Here is an 18,224-nt window from a genome sequence, read left to right as displayed (position 1 = left end):
ATGACACTCATACGGCTGCTCATTGTGATTAATATGGGAAGGAATGCTTTTAGTACCATTCAAAAAAAGCCCGATGAATATTCATCGGGCAAAGATGTTCTCCACCTATAGGGAGTTCCTTGCTAGCCCATCATTTGGTAAGGCAGGTCCTTATAACAGGAAGCAAGGAGAAAGGTAACAGAGACTACAACGACAAAAAGCCTTTCATCTGTTGAAGAACATATTCTGCTTGTTCTTTATCTTCCATCTCACAAAAAATACGCAATAGAGGCTCTGTTCCTGAGAAGCGAGCAATGACCCAGCCACCATTTTTAAAGTAAACCTTAGCGCCATCGGCGTAGCTCACTTTATCAATGTCGTAATCAAATTCTGGCAGCTGTTTTTCGATATAGAGTTTATGGTACAGGCTATCTTTTTGTGAGGCCTTGAAGGTACAGTCGCCCTCAGCGGTATAGGCATAGCCATATTGACTGTAAATTTCATTGAGAAGCTCGGAAAGTTTTTTTCCGGTGACGCTCAGCATCTCTACCAGTAAGCTTGAAGCGAACACGCCATCTTTACCTTTAATGTGGCCTCTAATGGTTAAACCGCCCGAGCTTTCCCCACCAATAAGTGAGTCGTCAGCTTCCATTTGGGCACTAATGTGCTTAAAGCCTACGGGAACCTCAAAGGCCTTTTGTCCATAATGCGCGGCGATCTTGTCGAGTAGATGAGTGGTTGCAATATTTCGAACTACCGAGCCAGTCCAACCTTTATACTCAAGTAAGTAGTAGTACAACAGCATCAAGACTTCATTGGGATGAATGAAGTTACCTTTTTCATCAATGATGCCTAGTCGATCGGCATCACCATCGGTACCGATACCGATATCATAGCCTTCAGCGGCAACAAGGTGCTTCAAGCGATAGAGTGTAGCGGCATTAGGGGATGGCATTAAGCCACCGAAGTCTGGATTTTTACCATCGTTAATCACATCAACATCGCATCGACCGTTGATTAATACCGTTTGTAGGGCGTTCTTAGCCACACCGAACATAGGATCGATGAGCACTCGTAAGTTGGCTTTTTTGATCGCGTCAATATCGATGAGATCGATGATTGAATCAACAAACTGATTCATTGGGTTGATCTCAATGATCTTGTGTTGTTGCACTGCGATATCAAAGTCGAGACGTTGGATTTGATCTGCCGTTAACGTGGCGATCTGAGATTCGATCTTTTCTGTGATGATCTCATCAGCATCTCGGCCACCTTCAATAAACACTTTCACGCCATTGTAATCGGCGGGGTTGTGAGAGGCGGTGATGCAAGCTGAATAGGCGCAGCCCATGTGCTTAGCCTGATACATGACGATCGGGGTTGGTACAAATTTATTGATGAAGCTAACCGGGATATCATTTCCTGCGAGTACTTCGGCAAACCACTGACCCGCTTTGTCTGATAAAAAACGTCGGTCGTAACCAATGACGAAACCTTTATTCGCTACCCCTTCGTGGTTAATAATATTTGCTAAAGCTTGAGCCACAATCCTGACGTTATCTCGGGTAAATTCCTCGCCAATAAATGCGCGCCAACCACCCGTACCAAATTTAATCATAATTCTCTCCTAACGAGCTCCGAAGAGCTCGTATTGATAGTTCGTCCTTGAGGTGGGAATTAGCCAAGTACCACATGGATGTGGTTGGTGGATCCCGGTTGTTGAGGGGCAACTGCTCCGGTCATTTTCTCGCCATTGAGGGTCATAGATTTTACCCCTTTACTCACGTTGTGTGGGTTCTCAACAGTGATGTGATAGGTGGCATCACGCCACTCTCTTGTGACCTCAAAACTAGGCCAGTCTGTTGGAATACACGGGTCGACAATGAGCCCTTCAAAGCTGAGGCGAACGCCTAATATGTAGTTAGTCGCGGCATAGTATGCCCACCCTGAGGTACCAGTCAGCCAAGGATGGTTGGCACGGCCGTGATCTTGATGATCGCGTCCCATGACAAATTGCACATATGAGTAGGGTTCAGTGATACGGGTTTCGATATTGTTGTTTTGATTGTACGGGTTAAGCGAGTCGTAGAATTTCATTGCTTGATCACCGCGGCCTAATTTCGCTTCGGCTACCCAAGCCCATGGATTCGGGTGAGAAAAAATGGCGCCATTTTCTTTCACGCCTTGATAGACTCGAGTCACGAAACCGATGTCATCATTAGGCGTAGCAAAAGATGGGGCGTTGAGGTGCAGTCCGTAATCGGAATATAGGTATTCGTCTACGGCATCCATTGCCTTTTGACCACGTTCTTCGCTAACCGCGCCAGAGACAACCGCCCAAGTATTTGACTCTAAGTGAACCTTTCCTTCGGTTTGCTCATTGGTGCCGACTTTGTCACCATTTTTGGTGATACCGCGGATGTACCAGCCACCGTCCTCATCCCAAAGGTGAGTTTCACAAGCATCTTGAACTTTTTTAGCCATCGCTTCATAGCACGCGACATCGCTAGGTTTATCGAGATAATTGGCAAGGTCGACAAACTCTTGCAACGCCCAGTAGTGCAAGAAAGCCACCATGGAAGACTCACCGCCGCCGAGGTTTAAACAGTCGTTCCAATCCGCTCGAAGTCCTTTAGCAATACCCGTCGCGCCAACATGTTTATCGGTGAAATCTAACGCTGCTTTCATATGTTCGTAGACGGTCGCATCGCCACCGTCGGCATAAGGGATGACTTCATTAAAGAACTCAGTTTCACCGGTTTCCATGACGTAACGGCAAATGGTTGGGATTAACCACAGATGATCGTCTGAGCAGGTGTCTGCAATGCCATGGATCTTATCTTCATCACTTGGCGTAGGGACCACAGTTGGTGACTTTGACGGTTCAACATCGGCTTTGTCAGGGTCAAACCAGTCAGGATCAAAGAGGTGTAAACCATAGCCTGCTTTCACTTGGCCTCTAAGTAAATCAACAATGCGTTTCTTGGTCATCTCCGGGTTTGAATGGGGGACGGCCATTGCATCTTGAGCGGTGTCTCGGTAACCCAGTCCGGTACGTCCGCCAACTTCAATAAAGGAAGCAAATCGCGACCAAACAACGCATGTTTCAGCTTGGTATAACGTCCAAGCATTAAGCATGGTATCAAGCCCTTCATTAGGAGAAGTGACTTGGAATTTCGCGCAGCGTTCATCCCAGTGCGTTTTAATCTCTGCGAAGGCTTTATCGACTTCATTCAGATCTTGGTATTTTTCACGTAGTCGAGTGCCGTTGCCTTTACCAATACCTAAGACATAGGCAAAGCGAACCTCTTGACCGGGCTGGATGGTGAACTGCTTATGCAGTGAGCCACAATGGTTGTAGCAGGTTTGTACATGGTTTGAACACTGTCCACGCTCAACGGCGATTGGGTTTGATTCATCACGGTATAGGCCTAAGAAACTGTCTCGTTGACCATCGTAGCTATCAGGTTCGAAGGTTGAAGCAAGATAGTAGAACCCTTCTTTCTCATTGGTGTTGTAGAAAAGATCGTACTCGATCACGCCATCTTGATACTCAGTTCCGGCAGAGTAGAGCGACATTTGATGATTCTGGTTATCTGAAGCAATGTGGCTAAAAGAGAACTCTACAAAAGAAAAGGTGCTGATTGTACGTGGTTTATTGCTGGTATTACGTAGTACCACATCCCATACTTCGGCATCTTCCCTTTTAGGAATGAAAAGCGTTTTTGTCGCTTCAATACCGTTGTAATCACATTTAAATTTTGAGTAAGAAAGCCCATGACGCACCTCGTATTGAGCTTCTTCTAAACTTTTCGCAACGGGCTGCCATGAGATAGACCAATAGTCACCGGTTTCATCATCCCTTAAGTAAACGTAGTGTCCTGGCCTATCAAACGTCGCATTGGGGCGAAATTTAGTCACGCGATTGTATTCTGGAGAATTGTAAAACGAGTAACCGCCAGCATTATGGGAAATTACCGTACAGAATTTTTCTGTACCAAGATAATTAGTCCAAGGGGCTGGAACATCGGGACGAGTGATAACATATTCACGGTTGTCGTTATCGAAGTAGCCGTATTGCATGAGTATTTCCTTATAAAAACTTCTAATTATTCAGTGATAGGTACGCGATTTATAATCTGTCTCTGCAGAGAGTTTGTTATTCAGACCATGGGTGTCGATACCGGATGTTTTGCCTGTCGAGCAAGGTCAAGTGGGACTTTAGCCTTGCCAGAAAATAGGGGTAATCTTTACGCTGTTCGCGACACCAAGCGGTTTCAGCGAGCGCGAGTAAGCGAGGGAAAACCATATAGTCTAAACGGTCTTGATGAGTGATAATTTCTGTCCACAATGCGGCTTGCATGCCAAGAATTCGCTTCTTGACGGGATCATCATGGGCGATGTCAGATAAGGGTTCGTATTGGTAAGCTTGCTCAAGTGAGATGACCGACGCCCAATCGACCCCAGGCTCTTCACTCGCATAATCTTGAGCCATATCGAGATAGGTGGTTTGCCCTGGTTGCAGTACGACGTCGTAGCCCATTTTGGCACAGTTGATCGCCGCTTCTTCGCTTAACCAAGAGTAGATAATGGTGTCTTTACTCACTTTGTTACCAAAGTGCGCTTCTTCCCAACCTAACATGCGTTTGCCAAGTGAGCGCAGCTTATCTTCTGCATAGCGCAGTAAATGCCCTTGTAGTTCTTTGGCACTGTTATAGTCATGGGTTTGCATGAGCTTTTTACAGCTTGGGCTATTGACCCAAGAGCCTAGCGGAACTTCATCTGCGCCAATATGAAGGTAGGGTGCAGGGAAGAGTGCAGCGACTTCTTCTAGCACAGTATCTAAAAATTGGTAAGTGCCGGCTATCCCTGGGGATAAGGTGTTATCTGTATAGTGCTGGACGCTGCGATAGGTGGATTTATCCTCATGGTCTACTAGCAGGTGTGGCAAGGCTTTGATCGCGGCGCGACAATGACCTGGTATATCTATTTCAGGGATCACTTGAATACCACGTGCACTGGCAAACTCCACCACCTCTTTGATGTCGTTTTGAGAGTAGTACCCACCGTACTTTTCTGAAATATGGTGAAATTGAGGCTCAATCACTTCATCGGGTCCACGCCATGCGCCAATCTCAGTTAGTGCTGGGAGCGCTTTTATCTCGATGCGCCACCCTTCATCATCAGTTAGATGCCAATGAAAGGTGTTGAGCTTATAGTGTGCTAACAAGTTGATGAAGCGCTTAATTTCGTTGATAGGCTGAAAGTGGCGAGCACTATCCAACATCACACCACGGTAGGAAAACCGCGGCTTATCTTGTATGGAGACAAAGGGTACTGACAGTGTTTGTCGATCTTCATCAAAGGCGCATAGTTGCAGTAGCGTGCTTGCACCATAGATAAACCCAGCAGTATCTGTGGCTTCAATGACGACACCGTCATGGTTGATATTGAGTTTGTACTCTTCGCTGGCAAGTACAGGGCTACGCTTAAAGTGCACACCTTGTTGTCCAATCGACTTAGGTGTTATCGCAAATAATCGCTCTACTTCTTCTTGAAGCCAAGCAGCCGCGTCTTTGTTGTCTGGATGATCCCATGAGATCTGGCTATAACGAGTTAGCTCAAATTGACCCTCGGTGAAGGTGATCTTGTCCGGATGAGGGATGAGCTGATGTTTGTGTGCGACGACATTCGGTACAGCGGTGTGTTTATCGTAAGCATGTTTAAGAACGATAGGTGACACACTGACCGTTTCCCTTGATAGTGAATCTGTGTCTAAATACGCTTCTTTAATTCCATCAGAAAGGAAGCGAAACGGCGCAGTTAGGATAGAAAACTCTATATACACATGGTGGTTGGAATAGAGCACTGAGTCGGCAAGCTCAAGCGTACAGAAACTGCCAATTTGAGTAATGTGACCGACAGAAACACTGGCAGGATCAATATAGCGATCAAAGGTAAAGCTAAGGCGCCAATGCGGGTAACTTTTCTCTGATAGATTATGCAATGTTAAGCCAAAGCGACTGCCTTTATTATGGCTGTCTAGTACGGCAATATCGACGCGAAAATCCATACTCGCCTCCCTTTAATATAGATTATGCTGGCTTTGTCCAGCCATCATCAGAGCCCCATCCATGGCGTCACCTTTTGGTTCTACAATCCAGCGTTGAGCCGCGGGTGATAACCATTCATGGATACGTTGGGCAATGCTACCCATCAGGCAAATATGCTGTGCGCCTTTTTGATTCAAGGCCGTTAAGTACATTTCAATGTCATCTGCGGTTTGTTGCAGTAATGATTTTCCTAATCTTTCGTTAAGCAATGCATAGTCGAAAATAGCGGGAGAAAATTGCCCATAATCACAAGGAAGAGCGGTCTTAGACCACTCAACAATACGGTCTACATCATGCTCAAAGTGCGTCATGACTAAATCAGCTAGGGGAGAAGTAGGACGAATACCATCTTGAATGAGTAGTACTTCTTGAATAAGGCGCAGTCCCATTACCGCCCCGCCACCTTGGTCTGAAATTGGAAACTCACGACCACCTACGACAAACTGTTTGCCTTGTTTGAGTAGCAGCCCACAAGAACCAGTACCGGCAATCATGATGGCACCATCTTGACCTTGGTGTGCGCCTAAGCATGCACCGTACGCATCGGTGTTGAGCGTAATGCTGGCAAAAGGATGGGAGATGGCGGTAAATTTTTGATACGACGACTTATGCTCAGCACCTGCAAGTGCTAACCCAACGTCGAGATTTTTCAGGCTATCTCGATTAAGTCCACTTTGTGTCAGTGCGATGGTGAGTGCTTTGATGATCGCAGACATCGCGACATCAGCCCCGAGCATGATGTTGGCGCTACCACTTTTTCCTTCACCAATCAGCTCGCCCTGTTCGTTTACGATTCGTGCTCGACAAGAGGTGCCTCCACCGTCGATACCGGCGATAAATTTAGGCATGGGAAGTCTCCTTCTGTTGGTAGTGCTTATGAGTCAATGCGGTAGCAAGCAGCAGCCAAGCTGCGTGCGGGATCCACTGTTCGCCCCATCGCCAGTTCTGCAGCATGTCATCTTTTTGATTTAGTGGATTAAAGGCAATGTCGCATTCATTATCGAATCCTGCGGTGATGCCATTACACACCCCACCATGAGCATTAAAAAAGCCAAGATCCGTTAAATAATCGGGATTGTTGTGGCCATGCCCGTCTAGCATGCACATATCGTAAGGGTTGAAGCCCAAAATCCAATCCATCGCCCTAGCGGCATAATCTTCGAGTTCGGCTTTCAAGACCGAGCTATCAAGGAGAGGTTGCACGGTGAGAGCCATCGTGGCTAACGAGGCGAGTCGAGCATTTTCACCTTGCCACCAATAACCGGTTTCGTTGTTGTGAGGCACAAAGAATGCGCTGCGTTTCGCATCATCAATGGGCTTTACATACTGGCGAGGATAGCCAAATGGGTTAAAAACCTGCTGTGTTATACTAAGCTCGAATTGGCAAGCCTTGTGTATGAGCTCAATGAATCGTTTAGTGCGAGAAGAGTCATCTTCAATTGCGACGTATTCATTGAGCGCGATAACGGGTAGTCCCGCTTCAGCTGCGTGATAATAAGGGCGAGATCCATCGTCGTTACTCGACCAATAGAAAGTAAACTGCTCATCGTGTGCCGCTCGTTGTGCTAGCGCATCGGCCCAGTATCTTGCTTCTTTTAAGTACTGACTTTGCTTGGTAGAGCGATAAAGCTCGACGCTGGCGAGCAGTGCACAGTACTCATCTATGATGTTTTCAGTGCAGTCATTGAGGTACTGCGTATTGAATTTTTTTAGGTGCGCGTAGCCTGATTCGGCTGCGGTTAAAAATTGCTGTGCTTCATCCGCAGAGAGGTTGGCTAACCGGCTTGTTTTCGCTAATGCCGCAATAGCCATCCCCCCACCTTGACGAAACCCAGCCTGATAGTCGGATTTTTTGTGGCCCAATTGAGTTTCGTAGGAGCAGATTTCGCGTTGTTCGGTATCTTTGCTCCATTTATCAAATACCGTCATGTAGAAGTAACCGTCGGGGTGCTGCATACGCAGTAAAAATTCAGCGCCGTAACGTGCTTCCTCATGGAGTCTAGCTTGTACAAAAGAGCGTTCTAGAGAGCTATGTAATACGTCATCTGCTTTTAATAGATTCCATACCACCATCGGGGTTTGTTGAGGATTGAGATAATTGGCGTAGGACAAATGACTTAAGTACTTACTTACGTCACCAGAGGCGTCATACCAACCGCCATGAACATCAACGCGTTCGTTACTGCCAATCACTTTTGCTGCTTGGTCAGCGCTATCAAAAATACTGCCGCTGCAACGTTGAGATTTGAAGTAATGGATCATATCGGAAAAAGCGCGATCCAATAGGCGATGATGTGCAATTTGAAAGCGATGGGAACAAACCGATTGGTAGCTTAGATAATATTCGCCAGGTTGTGTCCATTCACTGAAATCAATGTCAAAAAAGTAACCTTGATGCCATTCATCAATTTGCGCACCACCGGAGAGAGGCAGCTCTGAAACGATGGTATGAGTACTGGCATCGATCAGAAATGCATTACTCAGCTCAGTTAGTGCCGTTGGCGACATGACAACCGCACGTTTGGAGCCGGTTGCTTGATAACCAATGTGGTTTGTTAAAAGTTGCATGATGTATCCCAGCAAATGGTGTCAGTCAACTCCCTCTTGCGAGGGAGCGTTTCATTAGTTGTCGTTGATTAGTTTTCGTAAAGGTAACAACGGACGAAGTGGTTCTCTGCCAATTTAGTCACACTTGGTAGGGCTTCGTTACAGCGGCTGGTGGCATGGGTACAGCGCCCAGCAAATGGGCAACCAACAGACTGTGGTGTCCACAGTGGAATATCGCCTTTATTACCCTTCAGCTTTTCATGAATCGACTTGGATGGATCGGGTACTGCTGATACCAGCAATTGTGTATATGGATGCTGAGGGTTTGCGATGACTTCATCGGTATCGCCCCATTCCACCATATGTCCAACGTACATGACGGAAATGTCTTCAGCGATATATCGCGCCGTTGCAATGTCATGGGTGATGTACAGCAGTGACATTTGCTTTTCGAACTTCATCTCTTCCATTAGGTTGAGAACACCCGCACGAATAGAGACATCCAACATTGAGGTTGGCTCATCCGCGAGGACGACTTCAGCGCCAATGGCGATGTTTCTTGCAAGGTTGACACGTTGACGCTGTCCACCAGAAAGTTGATGGGGGTATTTTGCCGCGGTTTCTTTTGCTGGAATGAGTCCAACTTGTTCCAGTAAGTCGTAGATGCGTTCTTCCAGTTCTTTCTTATTGCGCTTGCTTACTTTGTTATGGATGAGCAAAGGTCGCGCAATGTGGTGAAAAATGGTGTGTGTTGGATTAAGAGACCCAAATGGGTCTTGCCATACCATTTGTACACCCTGACGATACTGGGTCAGCTCAGCTTGTTTTTTAATCTCTTGAATATCTCGACCGCGATATTTAATTTCGCCGCCACTTGGCGCATACATTTTTGCGATCATTTTCGCAGTGGTCGATTTACCTGAGCCGGACTCGCCTACAACGGCTAGACCGCGGCTCTTATACATTTTAAATGACACGTCATTAATCGCGCGCATCATTGGTTGAGACAGCGTATTACTGTTAATTGGGAAGTCTTTTACGACATTGTTGCCTTCAATTAGCAGTTCACCATAGTTGCTCATATTCATCTCCAGAATTTATTGTGACGTCCTGTTTTACTGGTGGTTGTCTATGACAACACTTCGGCTACCGCTATTTGCTCATTGTATAAATGGCAATTTGAGAAACGGTTGGACTCAATTTGACGTAATTGTGTCGGCACCTTAGTACAGGCTTCATGAACACGGTCACAACGAGCCTGAAAGCGGCACCCTTGTGGGATTTCCAGTAGGTTTAGCGGGTTGCCTGGAATGCCCGTTAGCTTCGTTTTTGGCCCGGTTAATGGCGGAAATGAACTTCCCAGCCCTTTGGTATACGGGTGGTAAGGTGACTCTAGAATAGCTTTAGAAGGCGCCACTTCGATCAGCTCTCCGGAGTACATGATCCCGATGCGGTCTGAGAACTCGACCATTAAGGAAATATCATGAGTAATGAACAAGATAGAGAAGCCAAATTCTTCTTTTAATGCGTAGATCTTTTGTAGGATCTCGCGCTGAACGACCACATCAAGGGCCGTCGTTGGCTCATCCATAATGATCATCTTTGGATTGAGTGCGAGTGCGATAGCGATCACTAGACGTTGACGCATTCCGCCAGAAAATTGGTGTGGATAGTCGTTGAGTCGACTTGGGTGAATATCCACTATTTCTAATAGACCTTCGGCACGTTTCTTCGCTTGTTCACGCGTCATATTAGTGTGACGCATGATGACATCGCAGAACTGCTCTTCAATCGTGAGTACTGGGTTTAATGCATTCATGGCACTTTGAAAGACCATGGACATCTCACTCCAGCGAAACGCTTGCATACGTTCATCGCTGTATTTAAGGATATCTTCACCATTGAAGATAACCTCGCCACCGCTGATGTATGCGGGTGGCTTATGTAAACGCATCAGTGAAAAGGCGACGGTGGATTTACCACAACCAGATTCTCCCGCCAGGCCAAAGACTTCTCCCGGTGCGATATCAAAGCTGACGTTGTTACAGGCTCTGACGTCGCCAGCATCGGTAATGTAATCTACGCAAAGGTTGCGGATTGAAATTAAAGGTTCAGACATAATTAACGGTCTCCGCTCCAAAGTGCATTTTGTGGTGGTAGTTCAGGCTCGCGAGTAGTTTTGTCTTCTTTCACCATCTTTTTCCAACGTTTCATCCCTTTGTGAGAGCGAAGCTGAGGGTTAGCAATTTCATCAACAGCGAAGTTAAGTAACGCAAGACCTGTGACCAATAAGATAAGAGCAAAACAAGGGGCAAGCATTTCCCACCAAGCGCCAATCAGCATTGCCGACGACGTTTGTACGTTGTAGAGCATGATGCCCCAGCTAACGGTATTCGGATCGCCCATACCCAAGAAGGAGATGATGGCTTCCATAGAAATGGCGTACATGACCGAGCCAATGAAGCTTGCGCCAACAATAGAGATAAGGTTTGGTAGTAACTCAACAAAAATAATGCGCAGCTTTGACTCACCTAAGACTTCTGCTGCCTTAACAAACTCTTTTTCACGTAAGGAAAGGGTTTGAGAGCGTATTACCCTTGCGCCCCAAGCCCAGGACATAAAGCCAATGACCAAGGAGATGGTAAGCGGGCCCGCCTCACCAATAAATGCTGCGACAACAAACAGTAATGGGTATTGAGGGATCACCAGCATAATGTTCATGGCAGCGGTTAACACATCATCAACTCGGCCACCAAAGTAACCTGCTGAGATACCAATGATCGTCGCTAAAATACATACCGTAAGACCTGCGCCAAAGCCCACCATAAGAGAAACGCGGGCGCCATAAACGACTTGTGACCATACATCACGTCCCATACGGGTTGTACCTAGCGTGTGATCAGCTTTTTTAGACATCAGTAGCGAGCGACGGTTGTCGGCAAGATTTTCTGCCACCCAGCCATCTGGGTTTGCTTGTGCCATTTTGACGACAAATCCAGGGTACTCATGGGGATTGCCGGTGCGCTTGTCCGGAGCGTGCTTAGTAATAAGCGGCGCAGCGACAGCAAGAAAGATAAATAGACCGATGATGACAAGTCCGATACGGGCGGTGGTATTTCGCCACACTAGAGAGAGAAATCCTTTCATGATTATTTGCCTCCTTTACGTAGGCGAGGGTCAAGCACGACATACAACATATCGGCGACAAGGTTAAAGAACAGCATAAATAGAGTCATGATAAGTAGTTGACCTTGAAGGACTTGGTAATCACGAGCGTGGATAGCGTTTAGCATGACACTGCCTAAACCTGGGTAGTTAAAAATAATTTCGATGATAAGTTGCCCACCGAGTGCCATACCTAAAGACATGGAGAGTGCGGTGACACTGGGTAGCATGGCGTTGCGAGCGGCATAGTTGAATACCACGCGGTTTTCGCTCAGGCCTTTGCCTTTTGCCATGGTGATGTAGTCTTCATTAAGAAGGTTAATCATGTTGTTACGCATATTGACGAGGAAGCCGCCAATTTGAATGATCGTCGCACAAATCAGTGGTAACACTGCGTGATACAATACGTCTTTGAGGAAAGTCCAGCTGGTCCAGTCTGGCGTTGTTCCAGCGGTATACGCGTAACCTGTCGGGAACCACTTAAGACCGATAGCGAAAATGAACAATGCCAACATCGCGATAACGACTTGAGGAATAGCCTGAACAATCAGCATTCCAGGGGTGATAAACGTATCGAAGCGACTGCCACGTTTCCACGCTGCGAAGATGCCAAGCACTGAACCAATAGAGAAAGAAAGCACGACTGCGCAGCCTGCTAGAAATAGTGACCAACCAAATGCGCTGCCCAGTAAGCTGTTTACTGATAATGGGAAAAATTGTACAGAGGTGCCAAGCTCCCAGCTCAGAATGTTCTTCATGTAGGCGATGTATTGAACAAAATAGTTACCATCAACGAAGCCAAGCAATTCTTTCATTGCGGCAATACGTTCTGGTGTAATTTGTACCGTAGTATGCGCAAACATCATGGTGACGGGGTCGCCTGGCATTGCGCGTGGAATAATAAAGTTGATAGTGGCGGCGACTAATAGCGCCATACAATAAAAGGACAATCGTCTTAAAAAATAACCCATAACTTACACCTTGTTAACCCAGCAGTAATGTTGCTGGTATTGCCGTCCATAACGTAGAGACGAGCTATCCCCTGACGACAAGCGCCACTCATTCAATTGAATACAGGAAGGGGATGAAAGCGGCACGGATGTACCGCTTTTATTTACATACTTACTTGTTTATTTCACTGGCTTTAGGTCCAGTACGTGCAATAGGCGCTCAGGAATACCTGCCCAGATATTTGGACGACCTTGAGGATTTTGCTCGTTCCACCAACCCGTGTAGCGAGTGGTGTTGTACTGGAACATATAAGCACCAGACATGACAGGAACTGTCACTTGGTCTTGCGCGATGATTTTCTGGATACCGTGTGCGATTTCCATCTGTTCATCTTTGTTTGCTGTTTTGTAGAAGCTGCTTAATAGCGAATCTAACTCAGAGTTTTGGTAGAAGTGCATCGCGAAGCGAGGCATACCATCACCACTTTGTAGTGTTGAGTTATATGCGCTGTTCCAATACGTGTATGGGTCAGCACCGTGGAAGTAGTTGGTATAAGCGACGTCGTAAGATCCTTCAAGCATGGATTGGTTGTACACAGAGAAATCTGGTGTACGTGCTTTTGCTTTAATGCCTACTTCTGCAAGTTGCTCAACAGCTAGTTGTACTGTGTTGTTAAAGTCAGTCCAACCGTTAGGAGATTGAATTAACAGCTCAAAAGACTTACCAGACGGAGTATCGACAAAACCATCACTGTTTACGTCTTTAAAGCCAGCCTTTGAAAGTAGCGCTTTTGCTCCTTCCGCGTCATAAGAGTTGTAACCCTTAAACTTGTTGTGCGTTGCTTCGTCAGACCATGCTGCAAAGGCATAACCTAAGCCAGAAGCGAAGTCATTAACGGTACCGCCACCGTAGAATGCGATATCAATGATGGTTTGACGGTCAAGTGCCATGGAGAATGCACGACGGAAATCGACATTGTTAAGCGCTTCATTTTTAACTTGATCTGGGTTTTTAAAGTTAAGCATGAAAGCTTGTGTACCTGATGGCGGGTACCAGTAGTGGTGATTTGGACTTGCTGCTGCGTAAGTACGGTCAATATCAGGGATGAATGATGAAGTCCAATCCATTTCAGAGTTAACGACTTTGCCTAGGAACTGGTCATTGTTAGCAATTTGAGGAACACGTAGACAATCCACTTCTAGGTTGTCCGCATCCCAGTAGTTTTCGTTACGACATTGAACGTAAAGTTGCCCTGTAAAAGTGTCGATCTCAGTAAATGGACCTGAACCTACAGGGTTTTCATTGGTAAACGTAGCTGGATCTTTAATATCTTTCCAAACATGCTCAGGGACGACAGGCACTTTAACGATTTCGTAAGGCACGTTTGAGTTTGCTTCGGTGAGGTAGAATTTCACTTGGTGGTCGTTAACTTTTTCTACTTTCTCTACCCAAGAGTTAATACCACTTTGGTCAAGTTCAGGTTTTGATTTAACAAGATTGAATGAGAACAGGACATCGTTAGCATCAAAAGTTTCGCCATCTGACCATTTCACACCTTTACGAATGTCAAAGGTGACCGTCATTAGGTCGTCTGACATTTCGAAGCCTTCAGCAAGACGGAATACCGGTTTATTACCGTGCATCTCATTGAAAACAACCAACGGCTCATAAATAAAGTCTGTTGTTGTGTGTAGGTTCGTCGCACCCAAGTATGGGTTAAAGTTACGAACAAAAGTATTGAACTCTTTTGGGTGAACCGTCAGTTCATTACGTTCTGCTGCAGTTGCAACAGAGCTAAACCCTGATACTGCAGTGGCGATAATTGCTGTCGCGAGTGCTGTTTTTTTAATATGCGCAAGCATAGCTATTCCTTACTATTTGCTTTTGTTTCACTGGGTAAATATTGGAGACTTACCCTCACGTTTTGCTAAAGCCTACCTCTTATCTGTTTCCTAAAGAGTGGCCTGTAAGCCTTAGGCGTTACTAAGAAAACACCTTAAAGAAGAATTTATCAATTAGGTTCTCCGTCAAAAACGTCAATTAGTCTTGTTGAGTCGTTAAAAACGTCAAAATAGCGGTTTTTTGAGTGTTTTTTGAACGAGTTTTTAAGGTGATGAACGTCACGAACTGCAAACTATAGAATGATAAATGTTAGTGCTTACTATTGTTATGTTTTTATATTTTATAGTGGTTGTAAGTCTATGATATAAATAAGTGATACTTATCACACCATAAAACGACACGTTAATTTTATTTGAAAATTAGTAATGGCAATTTGTTGTGATTACCATCGCAAAGTCACTATTATCTCACTAATTACCGAGGGATTTTACCGGGAGAACGTATAATTTTTTCACTACATAGGCAGGCAATATACCCTTTTTTTTTATGGAATATAAAGTGAACATTTCGTTTCTTTGTATACATGATGCTCCCTATGAGCATACGTTTTTAAGTTGTCATCGACGAATTGAATTTCGGGGCGTGCTTTTGGTTTGATTAATTCTTGTCGCGACGGTTTGCTATTTTGTAGGAGTATTCTCGATACAGAATGAGAAATCGTATTTCGAGCAAGTTATTGCGTGATCTTAAGTCCAATCATAGATAGGGTGAATGGCTGTATTGAATTTATGATTTAGCCTTCCATTTTTCGTGGGAGGTAAAATGAAAAAAAGTGCACTAATGATAACCTTACTCGCGGGGTTAGTGGGTTGCGGTGGTGGGTCTGACTCTGAGACGGCTACACCCGCACCTAGCAAAACACCTGTCCAGCTTGCATTAGAAAGTGGTGATGCATCATTAGTTGATGACGCCAATGACTTTATTGATGCGAGTCAATCTTTGGTGGCGAGTTATAAGCATACGTATAGCGGCATTAAACGTGAATTAGCGCAAGATACCAGTGGCAACAATTTGTCTGATTTGCATTGGGACCCTACCCATGATGCAGCAATACTCTCGCCTACTTATGGGTTTAATGACACTATTTTAACCACCAATAAAGCAATGAATGCCGGGTATGATGATCAGGTATTGACCATTGGTGTTGCGGGCATTACGTCAAATAATGTGCGTTATGCAGCCCTTGGCAGCAATCCATTTCGTACTAAGCTGCGCTTTCCTAACTCTGTGAACCAGCCAATGGAGAGGTGGTTACAGAATCTTGTGCAATGGGTCATGTCTTCAACTCAAGCACCGAGACGTATTGTATTAGCTCAGCTTGACCAGTCCTACTATTTCCCCGACGCCCAAGCGACACGAAATTGGTTAACGGAAACCTATTCAGATTCATTGCTGATGAATGCTGATAATCAATGTGATGGTGAGCAATTACTTGCGTGTTTACAAGAAAAGCCTGATATGTTGATTCTATCCCAACAGTTAAATGCCGGAGACAGTGCTGACTCAGTACTTCAAGGGGTGGAGTATGCGTTAGAGCATGGCATTCCAGTGTTGTATCTACATTTAGATGGCGGCATGACCGAACTAGGTAGCCGATTATTTGAGCGCTTACACATTAATTACGTTGGTGATAACTATTGGCGTAAGCTTGGCGTAACCAATTGGGACCCGACCTCGCTTATCGACAAAGTACCAGATTCGATATTGCAGCAGCAATCGCTTTTACAGCGACTACAGCATGATAGCTTTAGCGTCGATCTTAGTTTATGCGATGATAAATCGTGTAGTGCAGATTCGATGATGGCCGAGCAGTTCTACCCTGCAGCAGAGGGTATACGCCAGCATCTAAATCGGCTTGATAGCAATAAAGTGGATCTCTTTTCAAGCCCGGATTATGCCTATGAAAAATTATTGCTGCTACTTGCCGATCATTACCGTCAATCGGTTCTATTTCCTATGGATAAAGACAGCACAGAAACGCTTGATTTTTTGAAATCTTATTTCAGTGATTATACTCAGTACCATACTCGCAAGCTTAATCATGCCCAGCCAAGTTTAGGGAATTTTAGTACTCGATCTTTTGAAAATATTCCGTTAGTAAATAAGACTGTGTCACTGGAATCAAAACGCAGTTTCCGTTCAGCAGGTGTGTATGCCATTCCAGGTCAAACCTTTAAGGTGACACGTCAAGATAATCACCAAGTGACGACATCGATTGTGTTAAATACTTTGCGTAGCGGGGCAACGCATGAATTTTCTAGTAATGGAGGGTACGCAAGGCCTAAGTTTCTGACATCAACGAGTTACCGAGTTGAGCCAGGAGAAACGATTTATTTAACTTCAGCGTATGGCGGTACCGTTCAGGTTCAGTTTGATGCCAATGATATCCCTGTCGAATTCTATTTCGAAAATGTTGCTCAGCATCCTGTGTGGCGAAGTGCCGCTGACAACGATACGTTTATCGCACAACTTAAGTCCGCTCAGTTTGATTGGGCGGAGTTGATCACTCCGGGATTTGAGGTGCACTCTAAGGCTGACAAAATGTTGGAATCAGTGAGCTCAAAAGATTGGGCTCAGCCTCAAGATATGGCGGCAGCTACCGAGCGCTATGTGCATAACTTCCCGCACGCACTGGCTGGTTTTCAGGGGCCTGGCATTGATATGATCGATGAGATCCACCAATACGGTAAAGATCAAGGTTGGACCATTGAGACCATTGATATTGTTAAGCACATGAATGCTGACCAAGCAACCTGTGGTTATGGCTGCTCGGGCAATCCATATGATGCTTACTGGTCGTTTCATCCGCTTGGTCATGGTGATTTGCATGAACTCGGTCATGGCTTAGAGAAAGGGCGCTTTCGATTTACTGGTTGGGATGGCCACTCCACCACGAACTATTACTCCTACTACAGTAAGTCTCGCTATTATGTCGACACTGGAAAGGTCTCTTCCTGCCAAGGGCTTGACTTTAAAGGGCAATTTGAATTACTGCAGCAAAGCCGATTGCAAACCGACCCAAATGCTTTCATGGCGGCGCAAAATCAAACTGGCTGGAGCTGGGGAGCGCGTATCTACATACAAATGATGATGTCAGCTCAGCAGCAAGGGGTATTGAAGAACGGTTGGCACCTGTTAGGGCGTTTGCACCTTATTGAACGTGAATTCAATAGATTGAAAGCGAGTGAGGTCCTTTGGGAAGAGCGTAAAGCCTCGATTGGTTTTACTCATTACTCTCAGGCTGAAGCGAATGCGTTGAATAATAATGATTGGCTGTTGGTGGCGTTAAGCTACATTACTCAGCGAGATATGCGTAGCTATCTTGATATGTGGGGTTTTAGTTTTAGCGATAAAGCCAAGCAACAAGTGGCCGCGATGAGCTTAGATGTCATGCCAATGACTTATTTTGCTGCAACTTCACAGGGTTATTGTTTGGACGAGTTTGCTACCAATCCTGTCAGTATTAATGGCAGCAACCTTTGGCCACTGAATTAGTGGAAAAACTGCCGAGCATCAGCGTACTAAAATTATAAGCATAGAGTGATAGGTAGGCAGAGGTCTCTCCTG

Annotated in this window: 11 protein-coding genes; 1 reads left to right on the top strand and 10 read right to left on the bottom strand. The window is 45.5% G+C overall.

Annotated features, from left to right (window positions below):
• Positions 1 to 184: 184 nt before the first annotated feature.
• The 10 genes from L4D74_RS16435 to L4D74_RS16390 all read right to left on the bottom strand — a co-directional run bounded on the left by L4D74_RS16435 (position 185) and on the right by L4D74_RS16390 (position 14,617).
• Positions 185 to 1,597 (bottom strand): phosphoglucomutase/phosphomannomutase family protein, encoded by a 1,413-nt coding sequence (locus L4D74_RS16435; protein WP_428753358.1) that lies wholly within the window; start codon positions 1,595 to 1,597, stop codon positions 185 to 187.
• Positions 1,598 to 1,656: 59 nt separating this feature from the next.
• Positions 1,657 to 4,062 carry a glycoside hydrolase family 94 protein gene (locus L4D74_RS16430; RefSeq protein WP_428753357.1) on the bottom strand — a complete coding sequence of 802 codons (2,406 nt, stop codon included), beginning with the start codon at positions 4,060 to 4,062 and terminating at the stop codon, positions 1,657 to 1,659.
• A 76-nt stretch (positions 4,063 to 4,138) separates the two neighbouring features.
• Entirely contained in the window at positions 4,139 to 6,052 is a 1,914-nt protein-coding gene (locus L4D74_RS16425; protein ID WP_428753355.1) for a beta-N-acetylhexosaminidase, read from the bottom strand.
• 12 nt (positions 6,053 to 6,064) lie between these two features.
• Positions 6,065 to 6,940, bottom strand: a complete 876-nt coding sequence (locus L4D74_RS16420; protein WP_428753354.1) for a glucosamine kinase nucleotide-binding domain-containing protein — start codon at positions 6,938 to 6,940, stop codon at positions 6,065 to 6,067.
• The gene (locus tag L4D74_RS16415; protein WP_428753352.1) at positions 6,933 to 8,660 is read right to left on the bottom strand and encodes a glycoside hydrolase family 9 protein; all 1,728 of its coding nucleotides are present in this window, start codon (positions 8,658 to 8,660) and stop codon (positions 6,933 to 6,935) included. Before L4D74_RS16415 ends, L4D74_RS16420 begins: the two co-directional genes overlap by 8 nt.
• Before the next feature lie 68 nt (positions 8,661 to 8,728).
• Positions 8,729 to 9,721 (bottom strand): ABC transporter ATP-binding protein, encoded by a 993-nt coding sequence (locus L4D74_RS16410; protein ID WP_265676554.1) that lies wholly within the window; start codon positions 9,719 to 9,721, stop codon positions 8,729 to 8,731.
• A gap of 47 nt (positions 9,722 to 9,768) precedes the next feature.
• The gene (locus tag L4D74_RS16405; RefSeq protein ID WP_428753350.1) at positions 9,769 to 10,758 is read right to left on the bottom strand and encodes an ABC transporter ATP-binding protein; all 990 of its coding nucleotides are present in this window, start codon (positions 10,756 to 10,758) and stop codon (positions 9,769 to 9,771) included.
• Between the two features lie 2 nt (positions 10,759 to 10,760).
• Positions 10,761 to 11,786 (bottom strand): ABC transporter permease, encoded by a 1,026-nt coding sequence (locus L4D74_RS16400; RefSeq protein ID WP_428753348.1) that lies wholly within the window; start codon positions 11,784 to 11,786, stop codon positions 10,761 to 10,763.
• Positions 11,787 to 11,788: 2 nt separating this feature from the next.
• The gene (locus tag L4D74_RS16395) at positions 11,789 to 12,775 is read right to left on the bottom strand and encodes an ABC transporter permease (protein WP_250617419.1); all 987 of its coding nucleotides are present in this window, start codon (positions 12,773 to 12,775) and stop codon (positions 11,789 to 11,791) included.
• 159 nt (positions 12,776 to 12,934) lie between these two features.
• The gene (locus L4D74_RS16390) at positions 12,935 to 14,617 is read right to left on the bottom strand and encodes an ABC transporter substrate-binding protein (protein ID WP_428753346.1); all 1,683 of its coding nucleotides are present in this window, start codon (positions 14,615 to 14,617) and stop codon (positions 12,935 to 12,937) included.
• Between the two features lie 802 nt (positions 14,618 to 15,419).
• Here L4D74_RS16390 and L4D74_RS16385 point away from each other — a divergent pair.
• Entirely contained in the window at positions 15,420 to 18,152 is a 2,733-nt protein-coding gene (locus tag L4D74_RS16385; RefSeq protein WP_428753344.1) for an ImpA family metalloprotease, read from the top strand.
• Positions 18,153 to 18,224: the final 72 nt, after the last annotated feature.

Source organism: Vibrio cionasavignyae (genome assembly GCF_050337155.1).
In the GTDB taxonomy this organism is placed as follows: domain Bacteria; phylum Pseudomonadota; class Gammaproteobacteria; order Enterobacterales; family Vibrionaceae; genus Vibrio; species Vibrio nomapromontoriensis.
The sequence above is the reverse complement of the archived record's forward strand: the minus strand, read 5'-3'. Positions and strand labels throughout refer to the sequence as shown.

Coding starts and splice junctions, on each gene's coding strand:
- L4D74_RS16435 (WP_428753358.1), bottom strand. CDS start 1,597: ATGATTAAATTTGGTACGGGTGGTTGGCGCGCATTTATTGGCGAGGAA.
- L4D74_RS16430 (WP_428753357.1), bottom strand. CDS start 4,062: ATGCAATACGGCTACTTCGATAACGACAACCGTGAATATGTTATCACT.
- L4D74_RS16425 (WP_428753355.1), bottom strand. CDS start 6,052: ATGGATTTTCGCGTCGATATTGCCGTACTAGACAGCCATAATAAAGGC.
- L4D74_RS16420 (WP_428753354.1), bottom strand. CDS start 6,940: ATGCCTAAATTTATCGCCGGTATCGACGGTGGAGGCACCTCTTGTCGA.
- L4D74_RS16415 (WP_428753352.1), bottom strand. CDS start 8,660: ATGCAACTTTTAACAAACCACATTGGTTATCAAGCAACCGGCTCCAAA.
- L4D74_RS16410 (WP_265676554.1), bottom strand. CDS start 9,721: ATGAGCAACTATGGTGAACTGCTAATTGAAGGCAACAATGTCGTAAAA.
- L4D74_RS16405 (WP_428753350.1), bottom strand. CDS start 10,758: ATGTCTGAACCTTTAATTTCAATCCGCAACCTTTGCGTAGATTACATT.
- L4D74_RS16400 (WP_428753348.1), bottom strand. CDS start 11,786: ATGAAAGGATTTCTCTCTCTAGTGTGGCGAAATACCACCGCCCGTATC.
- L4D74_RS16395 (WP_250617419.1), bottom strand. CDS start 12,775: ATGGGTTATTTTTTAAGACGATTGTCCTTTTATTGTATGGCGCTATTA.
- L4D74_RS16390 (WP_428753346.1), bottom strand. CDS start 14,617: ATGCTTGCGCATATTAAAAAAACAGCACTCGCGACAGCAATTATCGCC.
- L4D74_RS16385 (WP_428753344.1), top strand. CDS start 15,420: ATGAAAAAAAGTGCACTAATGATAACCTTACTCGCGGGGTTAGTGGGT.